The sequence below is a fragment of the Blastococcus sp. CCUG 61487 genome, assembly GCF_005222955.1.
In the GTDB taxonomy this organism is placed as follows: Bacteria; Actinomycetota; Actinomycetes; order Mycobacteriales; family Geodermatophilaceae; genus Blastococcus.
Genome location: NZ_LWUA01000113.1, coordinates 81,205 through 100,975 on the forward strand (window position 1 = coordinate 81,205; position 19,771 = coordinate 100,975).

19 protein-coding genes are annotated in these 19,771 nt (G+C 73.3%); 12 read left to right on the forward strand and 7 right to left on the reverse strand.

The genetic code is table 11. From position 1 onward, the window contains the following. Positions 1–59: 59 nt before the first annotated feature. Positions 60–845, reverse strand: coding sequence for an LAGLIDADG family homing endonuclease (locus A6V29_RS07960; protein WP_137159812.1), 786 nt, complete (start codon positions 843–845; stop codon positions 60–62). 58 nt (positions 846–903) lie between these two features. After that, a complete protein-coding gene (proA, locus tag A6V29_RS07965) occupies positions 904–6,816 on the reverse strand; it encodes an anti-phage protein ProA (RefSeq protein ID WP_137159813.1) in 5,913 nt (1,970 codons plus the stop codon). 226 nt (positions 6,817–7,042) lie between these two features. On the opposite strand from proA, the gene A6V29_RS07970 reads away from it, so the two are divergent. The 9 genes from A6V29_RS07970 to A6V29_RS08010 all read left to right on the forward strand — a co-directional run bounded on the left by A6V29_RS07970 (position 7,043) and on the right by A6V29_RS08010 (position 13,578). Further along, positions 7,043–7,525: a DUF1707 SHOCT-like domain-containing protein gene (locus A6V29_RS07970; RefSeq protein ID WP_137159814.1), complete on the forward strand. Its 483-nt coding sequence runs from the start codon at positions 7,043–7,045 to the stop codon at positions 7,523–7,525. A 118-nt stretch (positions 7,526–7,643) separates the two neighbouring features. Next, complete coding sequence (locus A6V29_RS07975; RefSeq protein ID WP_137159815.1) at positions 7,644–8,888, forward strand: HNH endonuclease signature motif containing protein; 1,245 nt, start codon at positions 7,644–7,646, stop codon at positions 8,886–8,888. Between the two features lie 120 nt (positions 8,889–9,008). Next, the gene (locus tag A6V29_RS07980; RefSeq protein WP_137159816.1) at positions 9,009–9,803 is read left to right on the forward strand and encodes an enoyl-CoA hydratase/isomerase family protein; all 795 of its coding nucleotides are present in this window, start codon (positions 9,009–9,011) and stop codon (positions 9,801–9,803) included. A gap of 90 nt (positions 9,804–9,893) precedes the next feature. Next, on the forward strand, positions 9,894–10,370 hold the full coding sequence (locus A6V29_RS07985; protein WP_212719129.1) for a DUF4234 domain-containing protein: 477 nt from the start codon (positions 9,894–9,896) through the stop codon (positions 10,368–10,370). Between the two features lie 155 nt (positions 10,371–10,525). Beyond that, a complete protein-coding gene (locus A6V29_RS07990) occupies positions 10,526–11,089 on the forward strand; it encodes a DUF4234 domain-containing protein (RefSeq protein ID WP_249933101.1) in 564 nt (187 codons plus the stop codon). A gap of 22 nt (positions 11,090–11,111) precedes the next feature. After that, positions 11,112–11,681, forward strand: coding sequence for an NUDIX hydrolase (locus tag A6V29_RS07995; RefSeq protein ID WP_137159817.1), 570 nt, complete (start codon positions 11,112–11,114; stop codon positions 11,679–11,681). A gap of 23 nt (positions 11,682–11,704) precedes the next feature. Next, the gene (locus A6V29_RS08000) at positions 11,705–11,911 is read left to right on the forward strand and encodes a hypothetical protein (protein ID WP_137159818.1); all 207 of its coding nucleotides are present in this window, start codon (positions 11,705–11,707) and stop codon (positions 11,909–11,911) included. A 145-nt stretch (positions 11,912–12,056) separates the two neighbouring features. Continuing rightward, positions 12,057–13,031, forward strand: a complete 975-nt coding sequence (locus A6V29_RS08005; protein ID WP_137159819.1) for a ferritin-like domain-containing protein — start codon at positions 12,057–12,059, stop codon at positions 13,029–13,031. 142 nt (positions 13,032–13,173) lie between these two features. After that, on the forward strand, positions 13,174–13,578 hold the full coding sequence (locus A6V29_RS08010) for a hypothetical protein (protein ID WP_137159820.1): 405 nt from the start codon (positions 13,174–13,176) through the stop codon (positions 13,576–13,578). Between the two features lie 287 nt (positions 13,579–13,865). Here A6V29_RS08010 and A6V29_RS08015 read toward each other — a convergent pair whose 3' ends face one another. After that, a complete protein-coding gene (locus A6V29_RS08015) occupies positions 13,866–14,249 on the reverse strand; it encodes a PaaI family thioesterase (protein ID WP_137159821.1) in 384 nt (127 codons plus the stop codon). A 43-nt stretch (positions 14,250–14,292) separates the two neighbouring features. Beyond that, positions 14,293–14,805 carry a DUF421 domain-containing protein gene (locus A6V29_RS08020; protein ID WP_137159822.1) on the reverse strand — a complete coding sequence of 171 codons (513 nt, stop codon included), beginning with the start codon at positions 14,803–14,805 and terminating at the stop codon, positions 14,293–14,295. A gap of 54 nt (positions 14,806–14,859) precedes the next feature. Between A6V29_RS08020 and A6V29_RS08025 the strand changes: the two genes are divergently transcribed. Continuing rightward, positions 14,860–15,750: a potassium channel family protein gene (locus A6V29_RS08025; RefSeq protein ID WP_212719132.1), complete on the forward strand. Its 891-nt coding sequence runs from the start codon at positions 14,860–14,862 to the stop codon at positions 15,748–15,750. Here A6V29_RS08025 and A6V29_RS08030 read toward each other — a convergent pair. Beyond that, a complete protein-coding gene (locus A6V29_RS08030; protein ID WP_137159823.1) occupies positions 15,741–16,982 on the reverse strand; it encodes a cation:proton antiporter domain-containing protein in 1,242 nt (413 codons plus the stop codon). The two genes, A6V29_RS08025 and A6V29_RS08030, sit on opposite strands and share 10 nt — an antisense overlap. Before the next feature lie 175 nt (positions 16,983–17,157). Between A6V29_RS08030 and A6V29_RS08035 the strand changes: the two genes are divergently transcribed. Further along, the gene (locus tag A6V29_RS08035; protein WP_137159824.1) at positions 17,158–17,583 is read left to right on the forward strand and encodes a YciI family protein; all 426 of its coding nucleotides are present in this window, start codon (positions 17,158–17,160) and stop codon (positions 17,581–17,583) included. Continuing rightward, the gene (locus A6V29_RS08040) at positions 17,583–18,878 is read left to right on the forward strand and encodes an RNA polymerase sigma factor (RefSeq protein WP_137159825.1); all 1,296 of its coding nucleotides are present in this window, start codon (positions 17,583–17,585) and stop codon (positions 18,876–18,878) included. Before A6V29_RS08035 ends, A6V29_RS08040 begins: the two co-directional genes overlap by 1 nt. An 86-nt stretch (positions 18,879–18,964) precedes the next feature. Here A6V29_RS08040 and A6V29_RS08045 read toward each other — a convergent pair whose 3' ends face one another. Then, the gene (locus A6V29_RS08045) at positions 18,965–19,264 is read right to left on the reverse strand and encodes a hypothetical protein (protein ID WP_137159826.1); all 300 of its coding nucleotides are present in this window, start codon (positions 19,262–19,264) and stop codon (positions 18,965–18,967) included. Next, complete coding sequence (locus A6V29_RS08050) at positions 19,261–19,722, reverse strand: GNAT family N-acetyltransferase (RefSeq protein WP_249933103.1); 462 nt, start codon at positions 19,720–19,722, stop codon at positions 19,261–19,263. The genes A6V29_RS08045 and A6V29_RS08050 overlap by 4 nt, the downstream gene beginning before the upstream one ends. Positions 19,723–19,771 lie beyond the last annotated feature (49 nt).

Consider the following 19,771-nt stretch of genomic DNA (forward strand, 5'->3'; position numbering starts at 1 on the left):
GCGACAGGAGTCTGTCGGTTCATGAGCTTTGGCCGCTGTGTACCTCTCGAGGGGGTCGTTCAGCACTGGCGCAGCCGGAATCGACGCATGGCCACGGATCTCTCGCTACGGCCGAGTCGGGAGGCTGCCTGTTGGACCGAGCCCTCGAAGACCTCGGAGTCCTCGGCCGCAGTCCATCGCCGAGCACCGAACTCGGGTCGTGCCCGCATGCCCGAAGGTCTCGTCCATGCTGCTACGAGAACTGCGGATTGGCGCTTCCGATCGAGCGCCAGGCATTCGTCCGGATAGAGCCACGCGGCCATCTCTGCGGCCGGATCTCCCGCGACCATGAGGTTGAAGACGCCGTCACGCGTATTTCGATTGGCAGTGCGGTGCGCTCCGACGGCCGCAAGTACTTGCGAACAGAAGAAGTGAGCCAACGGCTCGCTGGCCGTCACGAAGGCGATGAAGGGTCGCCCCGTCCGGCTGAAGCCGATACTGCCGTCGCCATCGATGACACCTCGCAGGTAGTCGCGCGCGCTGAAAGGCGTGGTCGGTGGGGCGACAGTCGTGGCCTTCCGCCCTGCGGGCAGGCCCAGCGCCACGAGTTCGCGACGAAAGGCTAGATCGCACACGGTCCACACCGCGGAGTGGTGCGCCCCGAAGTTCGTGAGGCGCTCGCGATACGACACTCGCGAGTAGACGTCGAACAGTCCGGAAAACGAATGCAGCACTGCCTCATCACGTCGGGACAACTCGATCGTCAGGCGGCCTCGTTGACCCGTGCCCGCGTAGTGGCTGCCGTCGGTCTGCGCGAAGCCGAAGAAGTAGGCGTGGTCTGGCTTTGTGAGGTCGAGATGCGGCACGAATGCAGCGTCGCGCCCCCCACTGACGGAAATGCGCTGGTGAGCTGCCCGCTGTGGATCAGACGGTGAAGACGCCGTTCGGCTGCTCGGTGAGCTTGCCGCGCTCGACGGCGAGCGCCAGTGCCTTCTCCATCACAGCGGTCACCGTCGCCGAGCGGCGCTTGTGGCCGAACACCGCCGCGGTCTGGGTGAGCAGCTCGTCGCGGCGCATCCCGGCGGAGGCGCGGCAGAGCGCCACCATCGCGTTGCCGATCTCCTCCGGCGCCACGTGGTCGATCGCCCGGTCGGTCGAGGACACCTGCCGGCGGAAGCCCTCGTAGGTCTCCGGCCGCACGCCCTCGGGCCACAGGTAGTCGCCGTCCACGGCCGACGGCGGCAGCAGCGAGAGCAGCATCTGCTTGCGCGCCTCGGACGACCGCGTGAGCCCGAAGGCACCGACGGTCAGCTTGGCCAGCCGGTCGACGTGGATGGGGCCTTCCGCCTTCACGCCCGCCGTCAGCACCCGGCGCACCACCCGCGCCGCCTTCGACGCCGGCAGCTCGTCGAGCACCGACTTCTCGCCGGCCTTCTTCGGGATCCACGGCACGAACGCCGTCTCGCCCTCGAGCCCGGCCGGCCCGGACGAGCGCTTGCTCGGCTTCGGCGCCGGCTTCACGGGGGCGGGGACGGCCACCGACGCGGTCACCGACGAGCGCAGCGCCGCCACGCCCTTGAACGACTCGAGCGCCGCCGTCGGCAGCTGGATCGGCTCGGGGACGGGCGCCGTGGCAGGCGCGGCGTCGACCGCGGCCACCAGCCGGTCGAGCACCGGCTCCGGGTCGAGCAGCCACGAGGGCAGCCACACCCGCTCCACCACGGGCCAGCGCAGCAGGTCGCCGAGCACCTCGACCGGCAGCCCGTCGCGGTCGCCGACGGTCCCGCGGCGCGCCCACGCCGGCCCGTCCAGCAGCACCGCGGCCACCGGTGTCTCCGGGTCGACGGGTCGACTGATCGACAGGTCGACCCGGAACTCCGACAGGCCGACGTCGGTGCGCACGACCAGCCCGCGGTCCCGCAGTCGGGCCGCGATCTCCTCGCGGTGCCGGTCGACGGCGGTGACGCGCGCCGGACGCGGCAGCACGTCGGTGCCCCGCTCGGCCATGTCGAGGTAGGCGCGCAGGTGCTTGATGCCGACCGACGAGGTCTCCTCGGCGCGCAGCTGCTCCGGGTCGAAGGACGAGAAGACGACGACCTGCCGGCGGGCCCGGGTGATCGCCACGTTGAGCCGCCGCTCGCCCCCGCTGCGGTTCAAAGGCCCGAAGTTGAGCGGCAGCGTGCCGTCGGCGGTGGGGGAGAAGCCGGTGGAGAAGAAGACGACGTCGCGCTCGTCGCCCTGCACGTTCTCCAGGTTCTTGACGAACAGCCCCTCGCCGTCGGTGCGGTCCAGGGCGGCGGCCAGCCGCTCGTCGTCGGCGTCGCGCAGCAGCGACTCGATGTAGGAGCGCTGCTGGGCGTTGAAGGTGACCACGCCGATCGAGGGCACCGCCTCGACGCCCTCCCACTTGGGCACCGCGTCGAACCGCCGCCGGATCTCCGCGACGATCGCCTTCGCCTCGATCGGGTTGGTGCGCAGCAGCCGGCCCGCGCCGGACCGGTGGAAGGTGCCCTGCACCCGCACCAGCGAGACCCCGCGGCCGTCCGGTTCCGACGACGGCCGGCCGTGCTGGGGCGCGGGGAAGGACGACAGCCGGTTGTCGTAGTACTGGGCGTTGGAGAACGCGATCAGCGACTCGTCCTGGCTGCGGTAGTGCCACGACAGCCAGTGCCGCGGCACCCGCGCCTGCACGCACTCGCTGAGGATCGACTCCTCGTCCTCGACCGCGGTCTCCACCTCGACGACGTCGTCGGAGGCCCCGTCGCCGGACAACGAGGCGGTCGGCTCGAGGAAGGACGTCGGCGGCATCTGCTTGGAGTCGCCGACGACGACGGCGGCCTTCGCCCGGCCGAGCGCACCGACGGCGTCGGCGACCCGGATCTGCGAGGCCTCGTCGAACACCACCAGGTCGAACTGCGCCGCGGCGGCCGGGAAGAAGCGGGCGACCGAGTCCGGCGACACGAGTACGCACGGCATGACCGCGGTGACCAGCTCGCCGTACTGCGCGAGCAGCTGGCGCACGCCGAGCCCGCGCCGCTGCTTGGCCAGCTCGCGCTGCAGCGCACCCACCTGGCCGGCGCCGGAGGCGGCGTCGAAGGGCCGCTGCGCCAGCACCGAGGCCGGCAGCGCGTCGGTGAGGTGCTCGCGCACCGCGCGGGAGGCGGCGGTGAACCGGCCGATCGCCGTTTCCTGCGCGCCCTCGTCGAACATGTCCAGCCCGGTGGCGTCCAGCCGTTCCTGCACCGAGGCCACCGCCAGGCCGCGGTCCAGGGCCCGGGTCGCGTCGTCGGCCGGGATCGCGCCGGTGACCAGCAGCCGCCGGGCGTCGAACAGCCCGGCGTAGCGCAGCGGCTCGAGGGTGTCGAGGAAGGTGACCCAGCGGCGCAGGGACATGAGCACCGAGCCGTCGGTGCCGCGCTCGGGCCGGGTCATCGACCAGCGCAGCGTGAAGCCCTCGTCGCCGGCCCACGCGCCCAGCTGCTCGGCGCTGCTGCCGCAGACGGCGAGCAGGGTGGTGACCGAGTCGTGTAGCCGCGCGACCGCCGCGGGGGCGGTCGGGTCGCCGGGGATGCCGGCGACGATGAGCTTGCGCAGCGCCACGTGGAAGAGCGAGGACCCGTCGACGGCCTGCCCCGCGCGGCGCAGCCAGGTGACCTGCCGCTCGAGCAGCTCCGGGTCGACGAACGGGTTCCAGCCCTCGGGGGCAGCCAGGCCGGGCAGCGCGTTGATCCGGGCGGTGATCTGCTGCACCGCCGTCTGCACCCGCCACAGGCTCTCCACCAGCGCGGGGACGTCCTTCGGCTTCACCTTCGCGTCCACCCGCAGGTGGGCGGCGAGCTGGTCGCGGACGGCGGTCAGCCGGCGCCGGCGTCCCCACCAGGAGGAGGCCGCCGCGGTCTGCGCCGCCACGTAGATCTCCGGGAGCGGCAGGCCGAGCGCCCCGGGCGTCACGAGGTCCAGGCCGGGGTGGCGGAAGGCGAGGAACGCCGCGACCTCGCCACGGGCCGCGCCGGTCGCCGCCGTCCACCGGCCGGAGAACGTCTCGTCGAGCACGTCGATGCCCACCGGCGGGCCGCTGAGCAGGTGTCCCAGCGCCGCGAAGTCCTCCGGCGTGCGGGCGTGCCGCAGCACGCCGGCCAGCTCGGGGAAGGCCGCGACCGCGCGGACGGCGTCGTCCACCGCGGTGGCGGCGGCCTGGGCGGCCGGCAGGTCGATCGCGGGGGAGTCGACGAACGCCCACGGATGGCGCAGCGAGGGCCGAGTCAGGTCGGCGATCTCGGGCAGGAGGGCGAGGGCCCGCCGCACCGCGGTGAGCACCTCGGCGGGGGCGTTGGCGACGAAGGGCAGCGGGATCGGCAGCGGCTCGACGTCGGTGCCGGCGGCGAGCTCGGCCGTGCGAGCCGAGTACAGCGAGAGCCCGGCGGCGTTCTCGCTGTGCAGCCGCTCGGCGTACCGGGCCAGCAGCCGGCGGGCCGAGCGCAGGTTCTCCGAGTCGGCGGCCAACCCCTGCTCGTCGACCGCGACGGCGTGCTCCAGGGCCAGCCGGATCTGCGCCCGCACCATCGAGGCGCGGCTGCCCTTGTCGTGCAGGTCGAGCGCGAACATCCCCATGCCGACGGCGTCGAGACGCCGCGAGACGACGTCGAGGGCGGCCCGCTTCTCGGCGACGAACAGCACCCGCTTGCCCTCGGCGACGGCGCGGGTGAGCAGGTTGGTGATCGTCTGCGACTTGCCGGTGCCCGGTGGGCCCTCGAGCACGAAGGTGCGCCCGGCATCGGCCTCCGCGATCGCCCGCAGCTGCGAGGCGTCGGCGGCCGCGGGGAGCGTCGCGGCGAGATCGTCGAGGTCGACGAACTCCCCGGTGCCGGGGACCGGGTCGGTGAACGGCTCGGTCGGCTGGTGGACCAGGTGGGACACCAGCGGGTTCTCGGCGAAGTCGGCCCAGTGCTCGTCGAGGTCCTTCCACAGCCGGTACTTCGCGAACTGCAGGATCGCGAGGTCGGCGGTCGCCTCGATGCGGAAGGGCAGCCCGTGGCCGACCAGCGCGACCCGCATCGCCTCGAGCGCCGCCTCGACGTCGATGCTGCCGTCGGCGGTCTCGGTCAGCGTCGGGACGACGAGGCCGTGCAGCTGGCGCAGCTTCTCCAGCAGGCAGTAGTTGGGGGTGCTGCTGCCGGACTCGTCCAGCGCCAGCCGGTAGGAGCCGGCGCGGCTCAGCGGGGTCAGCGTGACCGGGACGAGCACCAGCGGCGAGCGCAGCGGCCGGCCGTCGAGCTCCCACACCAGCGAGCCGAGCGCCAAGTACAGGTTGTTGGCGCCGGTCTCCTCGAGCACCGTCTTCGCCCGGTAGGCGAGGTTGCGCAGCCGGGGCAGGTAGCCGCCGGTGGTGACGTCGGCGTGCACCTCGCGACGGTCGACGAGCAGATCGGCGAGCTGCGCCTCGGGGAGGTCCGCCGCGCTGGTCAGGCCGCGCTCTGTCTGGACGGCGGCGAGCTGGTCGCCGGGCAGCAGGGTGATCGGGGTGCCGTCGTGGACGAAGCGCTCCAGCACCGGCAGCGAGGCGTCGGGCACGTGCAGCGTCAGGCCGGTGCGGTCGGTGAAGTTGATCAGCCGGTTGCGCAGGCTGAGGTCGAGCAGGGCGTTCTTCCACTGCTGCACCCGGGCGGGCGCCTCGGGCCGCGGCGACGTCGTCGTCACCTCGATCGGGGCCGGTGCGCTGTGCACCGCCGCGCGGTACTCGACCACCTGGAGCACGCCCTGCTCGTCGCGGGCCCGCGCCGGCAGCGGCACGATCCCGTCGCGGCGGGCGCGGTGCACGTCGGTGACGCCGATGATCCGGTCCAGCTCGCCGGTGAGCCAGCCGCTGTAGGCGGGCTGGTGCAGGTCGGCGCCGGCGTCGCCCATGCTCGTGAGCAGGGTGGTCTCCACCAGCCGGATCAGCCCGAGGTCGACCAGGTTGACCAGGCCGGCGGCGTCGGTGGTGGCGGCGGACTCGGCGCTGCGCTCCTCGCGCCAGTAGCCGAGGAACGCGTGTGCGTCCCCGCCGCGCTCGCCACCGGCCAGCCAGAGCAGCGGGCGGATACCCGCCTGCTCCAGGGCCGCGGCCATGAGGACGACGGTGTCCAGCGGCGTGCCCACCCGCCAGGTCAGGACGTCGCCCGGCGTGCGCACCTGCTGCCCGAGGTCCGACCAGCTGACCGGTGGCTCGCTGTAGCGGAGGCCGCGACCGCGCAGCGTCTCGGCGATCGCGGCGACCACCTCGTCGACGCGCTCGGCGGTGGCGGCGTACCCGACGAGAGCGCCGCTGCCGGTGGTCCGCTCCAGGTGGTCGGCGGCCTCGGAGACCAGGGCGGTGACCGCCGGGTGGTTGGGCATGACGTGCGCGGCGAGCATCTCCAGCGCCAGCGGCAGGGGAGAGGCCAGCCACTGGTTGGCGGCCAGCACCTGCACGGGGCGGCTCTCCTCGCCGAGGAGCTCGTCGCCGTCCTCGGTGAGCACCTCGACATCGATGACGCCGGGGCGCTGCTCCTCGACCTGCAGCATCGCGGCGGGGTCCATGACCAGGCCGACGTCGGTGAGCACCGTGCTGCGACCGGCCTCGAGGTCGGCCACCAGCTCGACCGGGCGGGCGATCGGGCCCTCGGCGTCGCGGACCGACAGCCGGACCGTCGCGCCCCGCACGGTGCGGTCGGAGACCAGCGCCAGGCGGGGGACGACGGGGATGCCGTTGTGCGCCAGGGCGTAGCTGAGCACCGGGGTGGACGTGATCTCGATGGAGACCGCCGCCGTCCGCGGCGCCACGGCGTCGCGGAGGTCGAGATGGGCAGTGCTCTCCATGCCACCTGTCTACCGGGTGAAGGGGAACGTGCCGTTGATGCTCCCCGACACGTGGGACGCGTGTGGCATGTGCGCCGGGAGGCGGTGAGGGATCACAGGACGGCAGCCGCAGAACGGTCAGGAGCGGCGGGGGGACTGCCGAATCGCGCGAGCCGGGCGGCGGTTCCGGTCGGCCGGGGTCGAGTGGGACCATGTGGTCTCGCTCGTCGATCCCAGCGGAGGTGGCATGGCGCACTCGCCCGAGCTCCGGGTCTCCGACCGCGAGCGCGCGGCCGCTGCGGAACGGCTGCGGGTGGCGCACGACGAGGGGCGCCTCGACCTGCTGGAGTACGACCGGCGGCTGGCGGACGCCTTCGCAGCGGTCACCTACGGCGACCTCGACCGGCTCTTCACCGATCTGCCTCGGACGACGGAGCTCTCGGTGCTGTCGGCGCCGTCCGTGCCCGCCTATTCGGTGGCGGGGGCGGCGGCCGTGGCGCGGTCGGCCGGCTCCACGGTGGCCCGCCGCCCGGCCGGCCTGCCGCTGCCGCTGAAGATCCTCTGGACCATCTGGGGCAGCGTCGTCGCGCTCAACCTGACGATCTGGCTGCTGGTCAGCCTCGGCGTGTCCGAGCCGGTGCACTTCTGGCCGATGTGGCTGGCCGTGCCCGGGGTGCTGCTCGGCATCGGCACCGCGATCACCCTGCGCGTCCGCACCAACGCCCGCTGAGCCGCCTCGTCGTAGTTCCTGGCCGAAGCCGCGTCAAGGGTTGCTCGACACCTGTGGACAAGCGTCTGACCTGGGGATTCATCTGGTGCGGGCTGCCGCGTGGCGGTAGTATTCGTACATGTGTTCGACCGAGTGTGTGACGCCGCTGGAGTGCCTGACCGGTGCCCTGCGGGCGCTGTCCGGTGAGGACCTGAAGCCGCTGTTCGGTCCGGCGGTGCTGGAGCGGGCGAACGCGCTGCTGCGGGCCCGGAACGTGCTGGAGGCCGACCTGGCCCGCACCGTGCGGGAGGGGGAGCTGACCCAGGCCCCGGAGCACGACGGCAAGGCGTCGATGGCCTCGTGGCTGCGCGGCCACCACCGGCTGCCCCAGGGCGCGGCGAGTCAGCTGGTGCGCACCGGCCGGGCGCTGGAGGCGCTGCCGGTGCTGGCCGCGGCGGCCGCCGCCGGTGCGGTGAGCGGCGAGGCGGTGGCGGCGATCGCGCCGGTGGTGTCGGCGGAGAACCTGGCCGCCGCCCGAGCCCAGGGCGTGGACCTCGCCGCGGTCGACGAGGCGCTGACCCAGGTCGCCGCCGGCCGGCCGCACGCCGAGCTGCGGCAGGTCGTCGGGCACTACCTGGCCCGGCTGGACCCCGACGGCCCCGAACCCGACCCCACCGAGCAGCGGTCACTCACCATCAGCCGCGACGCCAAGGGCATGGTCATCGGCCGGTTCGTCCTCGACGCGATCGGCGGGGAGAAGATGCAGGCCGCGATCGAATCGATCCTGCAGGCCGCCCGCCCCGCAGGCGACCTGCGCACCCGCGCCCAGCAGGCCGGCGACGCGCTGGTCCAACTGGCCGACAACGCGCTCGCCGCCGGCACCCTGCCGACCCTGCGCGGGCACAAGCCCCACGTCGTGGTCACCATCGACCTCGCCGACCTGATGGACCCACACTCGGGTGCGGGCGCCGGGCGCACCGGGTTCGGCGGCATCATCTCCGCCGCCCAGGCCCGCTGGCTCGCCTGTGACGGCAACATCACCCGCATCGTCATCGGCCCCGAAGGCCAGCCGCTGGACGTCGGCCGCAGCAAGCGGCTGTTCCCACCCCACCTGCGCCGCGCCATCGAGATCCGCGACCAGCACTGCGTCTTCGCCGGCTGCGACGCCCCCTCCCACTGGTGCGACATCCACCACCTCGTGCACTGGGCAGACGGCGGCGACACTTCCGAAGAGAACGCCGGCCTGCTGTGCGAACGCCACCACACCAAGGTCCACCACGGCTTCCAGATAGTCCGGGACGACGCCGGGCGATGGCACACCTACCGCCCCGACGGCACCGAGATCCTCCTCGGCATCCCCGAACCGTTCTTCATCCACGCCTGACGAACCTCTCCCACCCGAGCCACCCGGCAGGCCCGCACGGAACACCCGCGCGGGCCCGCCGGGCTGCCCGCTGCCGGGGCCCGGTGGAGCATCGACCAGGCGGACCGGTACGAATGGGCCGTGAGCGAGCAGCAGCGGTACGAGTCGGGCCTGGTCGTCGAGGACCGGGGGCACGTGCGGGTCCTGACCCTGGACCGGCCCGAGCGGCGGAACGCCCTCTCCACCGAACTGCAGGCCGACCTGGTCGAACAGCTCCTCGACGCCGCCGGGGGCGGCACCGTGCGGGCCATCGTGCTCACCGGGAACGGCCCGGCCTTCTGCGCCGGATTCGACCTCAAGGAGATCCGGGAGCAGGACGCGCGGGGCGAGCGGTTCCGCCCACCGATGAACCGCCCCGGCCGGTCGGTGTTCGAGGTCGTCACCGAGACGCCCGTGCCGATCGTCGCCGCACTGCAGGGCCATGCCGTGGCCGGTGGGTTCGAGCTCGCGCTGGCCTGCGACATCCGCATCGCCGCACCGGGGATCAAGCTCGGGCTGCCGGAGGCCACGATCGGGATGGGCGCCAACTTCGGCTCCGTCGTCCTGCCCAAGCGCATCCCCATGGGCATCGCCATGGAGATGCTGCTGACCGGCGAGTACGTCACGAGCGAGGTCGGCGAGCGCTGGGGACTGGTCAACCGGCTCGTGCCGGCCGAGGAGGTCCTGCCCGTCGCGCTGGGGCTGGCCGAGACGATCGCCGGCAACGCCCCCATCAGCGTGCGGCGCATGAAGGAGACCGCGGTCAAGGGAGTGGAGCTGCCGCTGTGGCAGGCGCTGCGCCTCGACGTCGGCCCCAACCCGTACCTCAGCGAGGACCGCGCCGAGGGCATCGCGGCCTACCTGGAGAAACGCCGTCCGGAGTGGCGCGGACGCTGAAGTCGCGCAGGTGCTGGTCAGGACCGCTCGGTTCCCCTAGGTTCCGCCCGGGCCGGAGTAACCGGCCGACCACTCACAGGAAGCGGGCGCATGACCACGCCAGCCAGCCAGCCGGCTGCCCAGGACGGGCAGGCCCAGCAGACGCAGTCCTACGACTACCCGGCGCCGGGCGTGCCCGCGCATGCGCAGTACGCCCAGCCCCAGGGCCCCGCGGGCAAGGTGCGCCCCACCGGGATCGCGATCCTGCTCGCGATCGTCACGCTGGGCATCTACACGCTGTACTACTACTACGCCACGCACGAGGAGATGAAGCGGCACAGCGGCGAGGGCATCGGCGGCGTGCTCGCCCTGGTCATCGCGTTCTTCGTCGGCATCGTCTCGCCGTTCCTGCTCAGCCACGAGGTCGGCGGGCTCTTCGAGCGCCGCGGCCAGGAGAAGCGGGTCAGCGCGGTGACCGCCCTCTGGTACTTCCCGGGGATCTTCCTCGTCGTCGGGCCGATCGTCTGGTTCGTGAAGACCAACGGCGCGCTCAACGAGTACTGGCGGAGCCAGGGCGCCCAGGGCTGACCCGCACGGGCTGCCCGCCCACACCTCGACCGGCCGTGTCGTCGCACCGCGACGGCGCGGCCGGTCCGCGTTTCCGCACCGCGCCGCGGAACCCCCCATCGCAGGGGGCACGGCGGGACAATGCGGCCGTCGTGATCCCGACGGAAGGAGCCGGCATGTCCACGCACGAGCACGAGCCCGCGTCACCGCCGCCGACCCCCCAGACGCCGCCGCCCCCGCCGAACTACAGAACCCCGGACGTCGGGCAGACCCAGTCCTACGGAACGCCTCCGCCGCCTCCGCCCCCGAACTACGGCCAAGCCATGCCCGCCCCGCCCTCGTGGGCGCAGTACGCACCCGTCGACGGCGCGCTCGGCAAGCGCCGGCCCACCGGGATGACGATCCTGCTGTTCTTCGTCACCTTCGGGATCTGGGCCTTCATCTACTACTTCCAGACCCACGAGGAGATGAAGCGGCACACCGGCGAGGGCCTCGGCGGCATCGTCGCCCTGCTGATCGCGATCATCTTCGGTCTGGCCAACCCCTTCCTGCTGAGCAACGAGGTCGGCAAGCTCTACGAGCGCCGCGGCCAGCAACCGCCGGTCACCGCGCTCACCGGGCTCTGGTTCTTCCCCGGCATCTTCATCCTGGTCGGGCCGTTCGTCTGGTTCGTCAAGACCAACAACGCGCTCAACGCATACTGGGAGAGCCTGGGGGTCACCGAGACCAGCATCGTCTGACCGCCGGCGCACACTCGTCGGCGTGCCCAAGACCAGCGCGGGGATCCTGCTGCACCGGCTCGGCCCAACGGGCCGCGAGGTCCTGCTCGGGCACATGGGTGGGCCGTTCTGGGCGCGCAAGGACGCCGGGGCATGGTCGATCCCCAAGGGCGAGCACGGCCCCGACGAGGAGCCGCTGGCCGTCGCCCACCGGGAGTTCGCGGAGGAGCTCGGCTCGCCGGTGCCGGCGAGCGAGCTCGTCCCGCTCGGCCGCCTGCGCGCCTCCGGAAAGGTGCTCACCGTGTGGGCGGCCGAAGGCGACCTCGACGCCGGGGCCTGCGTCAGCAACACCTTCGACCTCGAGTGGCCACCCCGGTCCGGACGCATCCAGCAGTTCCCCGAGATCGACCGCGCCGCCTGGTTCGACCTCGCCGAGGCCCGCACCAAGCTGGTCGGAGGCCAGGTGCCGTTCCTGGATCGGCTGGTCGAGGTCCTGGGCGCGCCCTGTGCCCCACCTCGCGCCCGACATGCAGGTGACGGTCCCGTTACAGGTCGTCCCACGGGGTCCGAACGGTCCGGGAACGGTCGGCCGGCCTGGGAGGGTCCGACCTGACCGAGTCCGACAGAGGAGGCGTCATGACCTGCACGCACTGCAATGCCGTCGAGCAGCGGGGCCGCTACTGCGTGGGCTGCGGCAAGCTCCTGCCCCCGTCGCTGCTGCCGGCCCGTCGGGTGCGCCTCGCACCGCAGCACCTCATGGACGACGACACCCAGCCGGTGCTCCGCTTCGACGTGCGGCCGCGCTCTCCGCGCCACGAGCAGCTGCCCAGCCGAGTCGGCTGACCGGGGTCCTCGCTTGCCGAGGGCGAGCCGCGTGGGTGACCCGTCTCACTGCTAGCAATGTGCTTGCAGGAGTTAGCAGTGGGGTGGATCGGGGCATGACCAGAGACGTCAGGTCATCCCCGATCCACACGGAGCTGTTTTTCCCATGAGCAACACCAACGCCAAGCTCATCAACCAGCTGCGCGCGCTGGTCCTGCTCACCCAGACCGAGGAGCAGGTCGCCCGCACCCGCATCTCGCAGGCCCGCACCGACGCCGTGCGTCGCGAGCTGACCCAGAACGCCGACAACGCAGCCGCGCGGACGCTGGAGATCACCGACCAGCTGCGCGCGCTCGGTGGGGTCCCCGACGTCGTCACCCCGGCGATCGGCCGGCTGTCGGCGGTGCTCAAGGCCACCTTCGAGCAGGTCGCCCCCTTCGAGGAGGCGCTCTTCACCGACCTGCAGCTGGAGCACCAGCTGCTCGACCGCGCCACGTACCTGAAGGTCCTCGCCGACCACGCCGGTGAGACCGAGGTGCGGAAGCTCGCCGAGAAGCTCGTCGAGGCGCACTCGGCCACCGTCGAGTGGCTGACCGTCGTCCTCGCCGAGGAGGCCATGGGTGGCCCCGTCGCCCTCGTGCCCACCCCGGTGCAGAAGGTCGCCGGTGGCGTGGCCCGCGCGGTGAACGCGCCGGTCCGCTTCTGGGCCAACACCGTCAACAACGCCGTCGACACGGTCCGGCAGGCCGGCGAGGAGACCTCCGACAGGTTCTCCGCGGTCACCGACCGCGCGGCTGCGCTGAGCGATGCCGTCCGCGAGTCGCTCACCGCCGGCCGCGGCGCCACGCTGCGCCGGGCCGAGCAGGTCGCCGACCGCGAGGGCAACCGCGACGCCGCGCAGGCCGCCCGGTCCGCCCGCGAGGAGCTCGGCCACGTCAGCTCCGACGAGCTGCCGATCCAGGACTACGACTCGCTGACGGTGAACGAGGCGGTCAAGCGGGCCAAGAGCCTCACGAAGCCCCGCGACATCCGCGTCGTCATCGCCTACGAGGAGGCCCACAAGAACCGGGCCGGCGTCATCAGCGCGCTGCAGACCCAGCTCGCCTCGCTGGCGAAGGAAGCCGTCGGCGTCCAGAGCTGAGGCACCACGGCACGCCGGCGCCCGCTCCCCTCCCGGGGTGCGGGCGCCGTCGCGTGTGCAGAGGGTGAACCGGTGGACCGGGCGGGTGAGAAACGTCCCCGTCCGGTTTGGCGCGCCGGGAAGCCGGGGGACACCCCTGGGCATGAGCATCACCCCCGAGGACCTGGCGGCGGAGTCGCTGACCACCGCCGCCACCCGGCTCGACTTCCTCAGCCGTCGTGACAGTGGCAGCACCACGCTGAACACCGTGCAGGACGCCGACGAGGACGACTGGAGCGCGCTGAAGTCCTCCGACACCTCGCTGGACACCCACGAGGCGCTGGAGCTGCTGGCGCTGGGCGAGGTGGTCTCCCGCAAGGCCCACGACAGCCGGCTCATCGGCATCCGGGCGGCGCTGCGCGGAGGTGCCGAGTGGGAGCAGATCGCCCGGGCGCTGGGGGTCACCCCGCAGCAGGCCTGGGACCTCTTCCTCGAGGCGGTCGAGGATGCGCTGGACGACGACGCCGCTGCCTCCGCCCGCGAACTGGCGGGCGTCCGGCCGCGCTGACCGCTCGCGCTACCAGCGCAACGGCTGGATCGACCGCGAGTCGGCGGTGCGGCAGGGGCGGCCGTGCCCCCACGTCGCGATCTGCCGAGGAGCGATCGGCCCGCCGCACTCGGGGCACTCCACCGCCTCCTGGGCGGGAGTCGGCGGCTCGGGGAGCTCTGCGGCGCAGCGTTCGTCATCGGCGGTAACGGGGTGCCTCCTGGCGACACCGCAGCGGAGAACCGTGCGGAGGCTGCCCACGCTACCGCTCGGAGCGCCGTTCCTGAATCGGCAGGAGACCAATGGGGTCAGGGGTGCAGCAGGGCGAAGGTGGCGACGGCGTGACCGATGGCGCGCCCGTCCTGCTCGACGTCGGCCTCGCAGACGGTCAGGTGCTCGCCCCGTGTGCGCACCCGGGCGGTGACCTCCAGCGGCCCCGGCTTCCCCGGTCGCAGGTACGTCACGGTGAGCTGGCTGGTCGCCGGCACGTCGTCGTCCCCGGTGGCCGTGCGCACCGCCGTCCCCATCGCGGTGTCCACGAGCGTGGCCAGCACGCCGCCGTGCAGCGTCCCCGCCGGGTTCAGGTGCTCCTCGCGGGCCTCGAAGACGATGCGGGCCGACCCGTCGTCGGCTTCCTCCACCCGCACGCCCAGTCGCTGCGCGAACCCGCCCGCCGCTGCGTCGTCAGCTATGGAGCGCGGCTACCCGGCGCCGGTGCGGGCACACGTGCACCGGTCACGAGGCCCGGTGCACTCCCTCCAGCGCGGATCGGTTCCCTGCCTGCGCCGCGGTGATGACGCTGAGCGAACCGTCGGACTCGAGGACGACGGCGGCGATGTCCCCGAGGTCCCCGCTGCCGGTCGCCCGGACCGCCTGCCGGACCTCGTCGTCGGTCACCCGCTGCGCGCGGAGGGCGTCCGGGAGCAGGCGGCCGTCGTTGAGCAGCAGGGTGGGTGGGGCGGTGATCACGGAGCGCCCGTCCGGCAACCGGGTCGTCGTCCAGGTGACGACGAACTGCAGACCGGCGAGCAGGGCCAGCGCCGTGGCGCCCTCCGCCCAGGAGACGTCGCTGCTGAGCAGGATGGTGGCCAGCGTCGAGCCCAGCGCCACGCTGATCACCCAGTCGAAGGCGTTGAGCTTGGACAGCGCGCGCCTCCCGGCCAGCCGGAGGACGACGACGACGGTCACGTAGGCGGCCGCGCCCACGGCCAGGACGCGGGCGATGTCGGACCAGGAGTCGAACCACATGGCCGGCCCCTAGCCGCCGCGCCGGACCTGCCGAACTCTGGCAGCCTGACGCCGATGGCATGGGTGGAGTGGTCGGTCACCGCAGTCGGCGTGCTGGTCGTCGCCGTGGCGCTCCGGGACATCTTCCACACCCTGTGGCACCCCAGCGGTCGGGGGAGCGTCAGCGCACGGGTCATGCAGGCGGTCTGGCGGGTGGGACGACGGCGCCGCGGCCGCAGCGCCGGCGGCGTCCTCACCGGGCCCGTTGCGCTCTCCCTGGTCATCCTCGTGTGGGTCACGTTGCTGGTGGCCGGCGGCGCCCTCGTCTACGCGCCGCACCTGCCCGAGGGATTTGTCTTCCAGAGCGGCATCGACGTGAGCGCCCGCAATGACGCGCTCGACGCCGTCTACCTCTCGGCGGTCAGCCTGGCGACGCTCGGCTTCGGCGACGTCGTCCCGGACAGCGGCTGGCTCCGGATCGCCGTCCCGGTCCAGGCACTCATCGGCTTCGGGCTGCTCACCGCCTCGGTGACCTGGGTGCTGCAGGTCTACCCCGCACTGATCCGGCGGCGGGCCACCGCCGTGCGGCTGGCCATGCTCCGCTCCGTACCACCCGAGGAACTGCTCCACGATCCCGACTCGGCGCTCGCCGCGCCCCTGCTGGAGAGCCTGGCGGCCGAGCTGGCGCAGGCGCGCGTCGACCTCACCCAGTACACCGAGACGTTCTACTTCCGGGACCGGGACGAGGACGCGGCACTCCCGGCGACGGTCGTCGTCGCGGCCGGTTTCGCGGTTACCGGGCGGGCCGCGCCCCGCCGCGACGTCCGGGTCGCTGCCGGGCTCCTGCAGACCGCGCTGGACGACCTCGCCCGGGTGCTGGACGAGCAGTTCCTCCACGTGCGCGGATCGACCGACGAGGTGCTGGCCGCCTATGCCGAGGCGCACCACCACGTGCCTCAGGACTGAGCCGGGGTCTCCTGGCGTTGGTCCTCCCGGCGGTCGACCGCCCGGCGGTAGAGCTCCCGGCCCGGGGAGGCGGTGATGCCGTGCACCACCGTGCTCGCCGCCACGACCAGCGTGCCGGCGGCCAAGACGGTCGGATCGGCGCCCAGCCGGTCGGCCTCCATCGTCAGGTAGAACAGCGCCGAGACCCCGATCGGCCCGAACCAGCCCAGGTGGAGCGCGTCGGGCAACCCGAGCTGCAGTGGCCGGCGCAGCAGCAGGAGCACCGGGATCCGGCGCAGCAGCAGGACGGCGACGGCCAGCGCGGGTCCCTGCCAGCCGAGGTCGGCCCAGGCCGCCCAGGGGAGGGCGGCCCCCACGGCGATGAACAGCGGGATGACGAGGAACCTGTTGATCGCCTCGTCGATGGGGGCGTCGGTGGTCCGTTCCGATCCGGTGGCCACCAGGTTGAACGCCAGCCCGCAGACGAACACCGCGAGCACCCCGTCCACCTTCACGATCCCCGACAGGCCCAGCACCGCGAAGGCGAGGACGACGGTGAACAGCGCCAGCGGCCCGTGGTCGGTCGAGCCGTGCTCCTCCCCGGCGCGCAGCGCCCGCCCGCCCAGCCAGCCGAACGCCACGCCCACGGCCACCGCGCCGGCCACCTGCCAGAGCGACTCGAGGACGGCGGCGCCGGTGCTCATCGGGCCGGCGAGCGCGACGGCGACCAGCACCAGCGGCAGGGCCAGCCCGTCGTTGGCGCCGGACTCCAGCGACAGGATCTGCCGGTTCCGCGCCGGCAGGTCCTCCTCCGCGGGGGCGCCGGTCACGACGTTGGAGGCGAGAACCGGATCGGTCGGGCACAGCGCGGCACCCAGCAGCGCGGCGGCGCCGAGGCCCACGCCGAGGAACGCGGCGGACAGCCCGGCGGTGATCACCGCCATGGCCGGCATCGCGACCGCGACCAGGAGCAGCACCGGACGCAGCCGCGATCGCACGTCGCCGAACGGGTACCGCAGCGCCACCGCCATGACCGAGATCGCCAGGAGCAGCCGGGACGCGGTGTGCAGCCAGGTCTGGTCCTCGGTCATCGGTGCCACGGGGAGCAGGTCGAGCACCGCGGGGCCGATCACGATCCCGACCAGTAGCCCGATGAGCGGCTCGGAGATCGGCAGGCGGCGCAGCCGGCCCGACAGCGCGGCCACCCCGATGCCGAGGAGCCCGCCGACGAGCAGGAACACGTCGATGGTCATGCGAACGCCCTGCCCAGGGGCCCGTCCGGTCATGCCACCGGGCCACTCGACCGGGTCCCGGGAACATTTATCGCGGACGTGTCGATTCCGCTGCCGCCCGTTCGACGTCAAGGTAGAGCGGGCCCCGAGCCGGTCGAGAGGACCGGCCCCGCTCGGACCGAACTGGAGAACTCCGATGCGCTTCATGGTGATCGTCAAGGGCAACGCGGACACCGAGGCCGGCGTCATGCCCACCGAGCAGGAGCTGACCGAGATGACCGCCTACAACGAGGAGCTGGTCAAGGCCGGCGTCATGCTGGCGGGCGAGGGGCTGCACCCGACCTCCAAGGGCGCCAAGGTCCGGTTCGACAAGGACGGCGGCGCCACCGTCGTCGACGGGCCGTTCACCGAGACCAAGGAGCTGGTCGCCGGCTTCTGGATCCTCGAGGTCTCCTCCCGCGAGGAGGTCCTCGAGTGGATCAAGAAGGCGCCCTTCAAGGACAGCGAGCTGGAGGTCCGCCAGGTCTTCACCGAGGACGACTTCGGCGACGCCCTCACTCCCGAGCTGCGCGCCAAGGAGGAGCAGATGCGGGCGACCGTCGCCGCCCGGAACGAGGGCTGATGACCGACGCGCCCACCTCGACGGTGTCGACGACAGCGGACCTGCACCGCGTCGTCGACGCCGTCTGGCGCATGGAGTCCGCCCGCATCGTCGGTGCGCTCACCCGCGTGACCGGTGACGTCGCCCTCGCCGAGGACCTCGCCCAGGACGCGCTGCTCGCCGCGCTGGAGCAGTGGTCGGACACCGGTGTGCCGGCCAGGCCGGGCGCGTGGCTCATGGCCACCGCGAAGCACCGCGCGATCGACACCTTCCGGCGGTCGGAGAACCTGCGCCGCAAGACCGCGCTGCTCGGCCGCGACCTGGCCGAGGCGGAGGAACCCGACTGGGCGGCGCAGCTCGACGAGGTGGTCGAGGACGACGTCCTGCGCCTGGTGTTCATCTCCTGCCACCCGGTGCTCTCCCGCGAGGCCCGGGTCGCCCTGACGCTGCGGCTCGTCGGCGGGCTCACCACCGGGGAGATCGCCCGGGCGTTCCTCGTGCCGGAGAGCACGCTGGCGCAGCGGATCGTGCGGGCCAAGCGCACGCTGACTGCTGCGCGCGTGCCGTTCGAGATGCCGGCGGGGGAGGACGTCACCGCCCGACTCTCCTCGGTGCTCGAGGTGCTCTACCTGGTCTTCAACGAGGGGTACTCGGCCACCGCGGGCGAGGACCTCACCCGGCCGGCGCTGTGCCAGGAGGCGATGCGGCTGGGCCGGATCCTCGCGGGGCTGGTGCCCGGCGAGTCCGAGGTGCACGGCCTGGTGGCGCTCATGGAGATCCAGGCGTCCCGCCTCGCGGCCCGGATCGACCCGGACGGTCAGCCGGTGCTGCTCGCCGACCAGGACCGCGGCCGCTGGGACCGCGTGCTCGTGCACCGCGGGCTCGCGGCGCTGGAGCGGGCGGAGCAGACGGCGCGCGACGGGCTCGGGTCCTACGCACTGCAGGCCGGCATCGCGGCCTGCCACGCGCGGGCGCGCACGGTGGAGGAGACCGACTGGGCGCGGATCGCCGCCCTCTACGAGGCGCTGGCGGGGCGCACCGGTTCCCCGGTCGTGGAGCTCAACCGGGCGGTCGCCGTCTCCCGGGCGTACGGCGCCGCGGCGGGGCTCGAGCTGGTCGACGCGCTCACCGACGTGCCCGCGCTGAGCAGCTACCACCTGCTGCCCACGGTCCGCGGCGACCTGCTCGAGCAGCTCGGCCGGCCGGACGAGGCGCGGGCGGAGTTCGAGCGGGCCGCGTCACTGACCCGCAACGAGCGGGAGCGTGCGCTGCTGCTGGACCGCGCCGCCGCCTGCGCCCGGTCGCTGGACGGCTGATCCGGTCCTCGCCGGGCGACCTCGACCGCGCGGTGTCGTAGCCACCGTCGCCGTCGACGACGAGGGCCGCTGCCGCACCGCGCGGATCAGGGCAGCCGGTCGAGCAGCACCCGGGCCAGCGCAACCGCTGCCGGGTCGGGGTCCTCGGTGGCGGACCGGAGCCAGGCGACCAGCGGAGCGGCGACGGCGGGGGAGAGGGCGGTGATCCAGGCGCCGGTGCCCGCGCGGGCCTCGGCGACGTGCTCGGTGCCGCCGTCCGGACCGTGCGCGATCACCTCCGGCCGGGAGGCCAGCAGCCCGCCGAGCCGCCAGTCGCCGCCGGTCGTGCGGGCCGCGAGCCGCTCCAGCCGGTCGGCGGCTTCCCGCAGCAGGTCGGCGTCGTTCATGCGGGCTCCCGGCGCATCGGCACGTGCGGGATGCCGTCCTCCACGTAGCCGGGGCCGCTGCGCCGGAAGCCCAACCGCTCGTACCAGCCCTCCAGGTGCGCCTGCGCGCCGAGCGTGAGCGGGACGTCGCCGTGGTCGGCGACGGCCTGCTCGATCAGCCGGGCGGCCAGCCCCTCGCCGCGGAACGCCGAGGCGGTGGCGACCCGTCCGATCGCCCTGGTCGCGCCGTCGTCGAGCACCCGGATGGTGGCCGCGGCTTCGCCGTCGACCTCGAACCACAGGTGCTCGGTCGCGGGTTCGGTGTCCCGGCCGTCCAGCTCCGGATAGGGGCACTGCTGCTCCACCACGAAGACGTCGACCCGCAGCCGGCACAGCCGGTACACCTCGAACGGGGTCAGCTCGGCGAAGCGGGCTCGGCGCAGGTGCGGGCCGCCCGGGCTGCCGGAGGAGGGGTGCACGCCGTCCTTTGTAGTGCACGGGTGGGACGGGCAGGCGTACAACATGGTT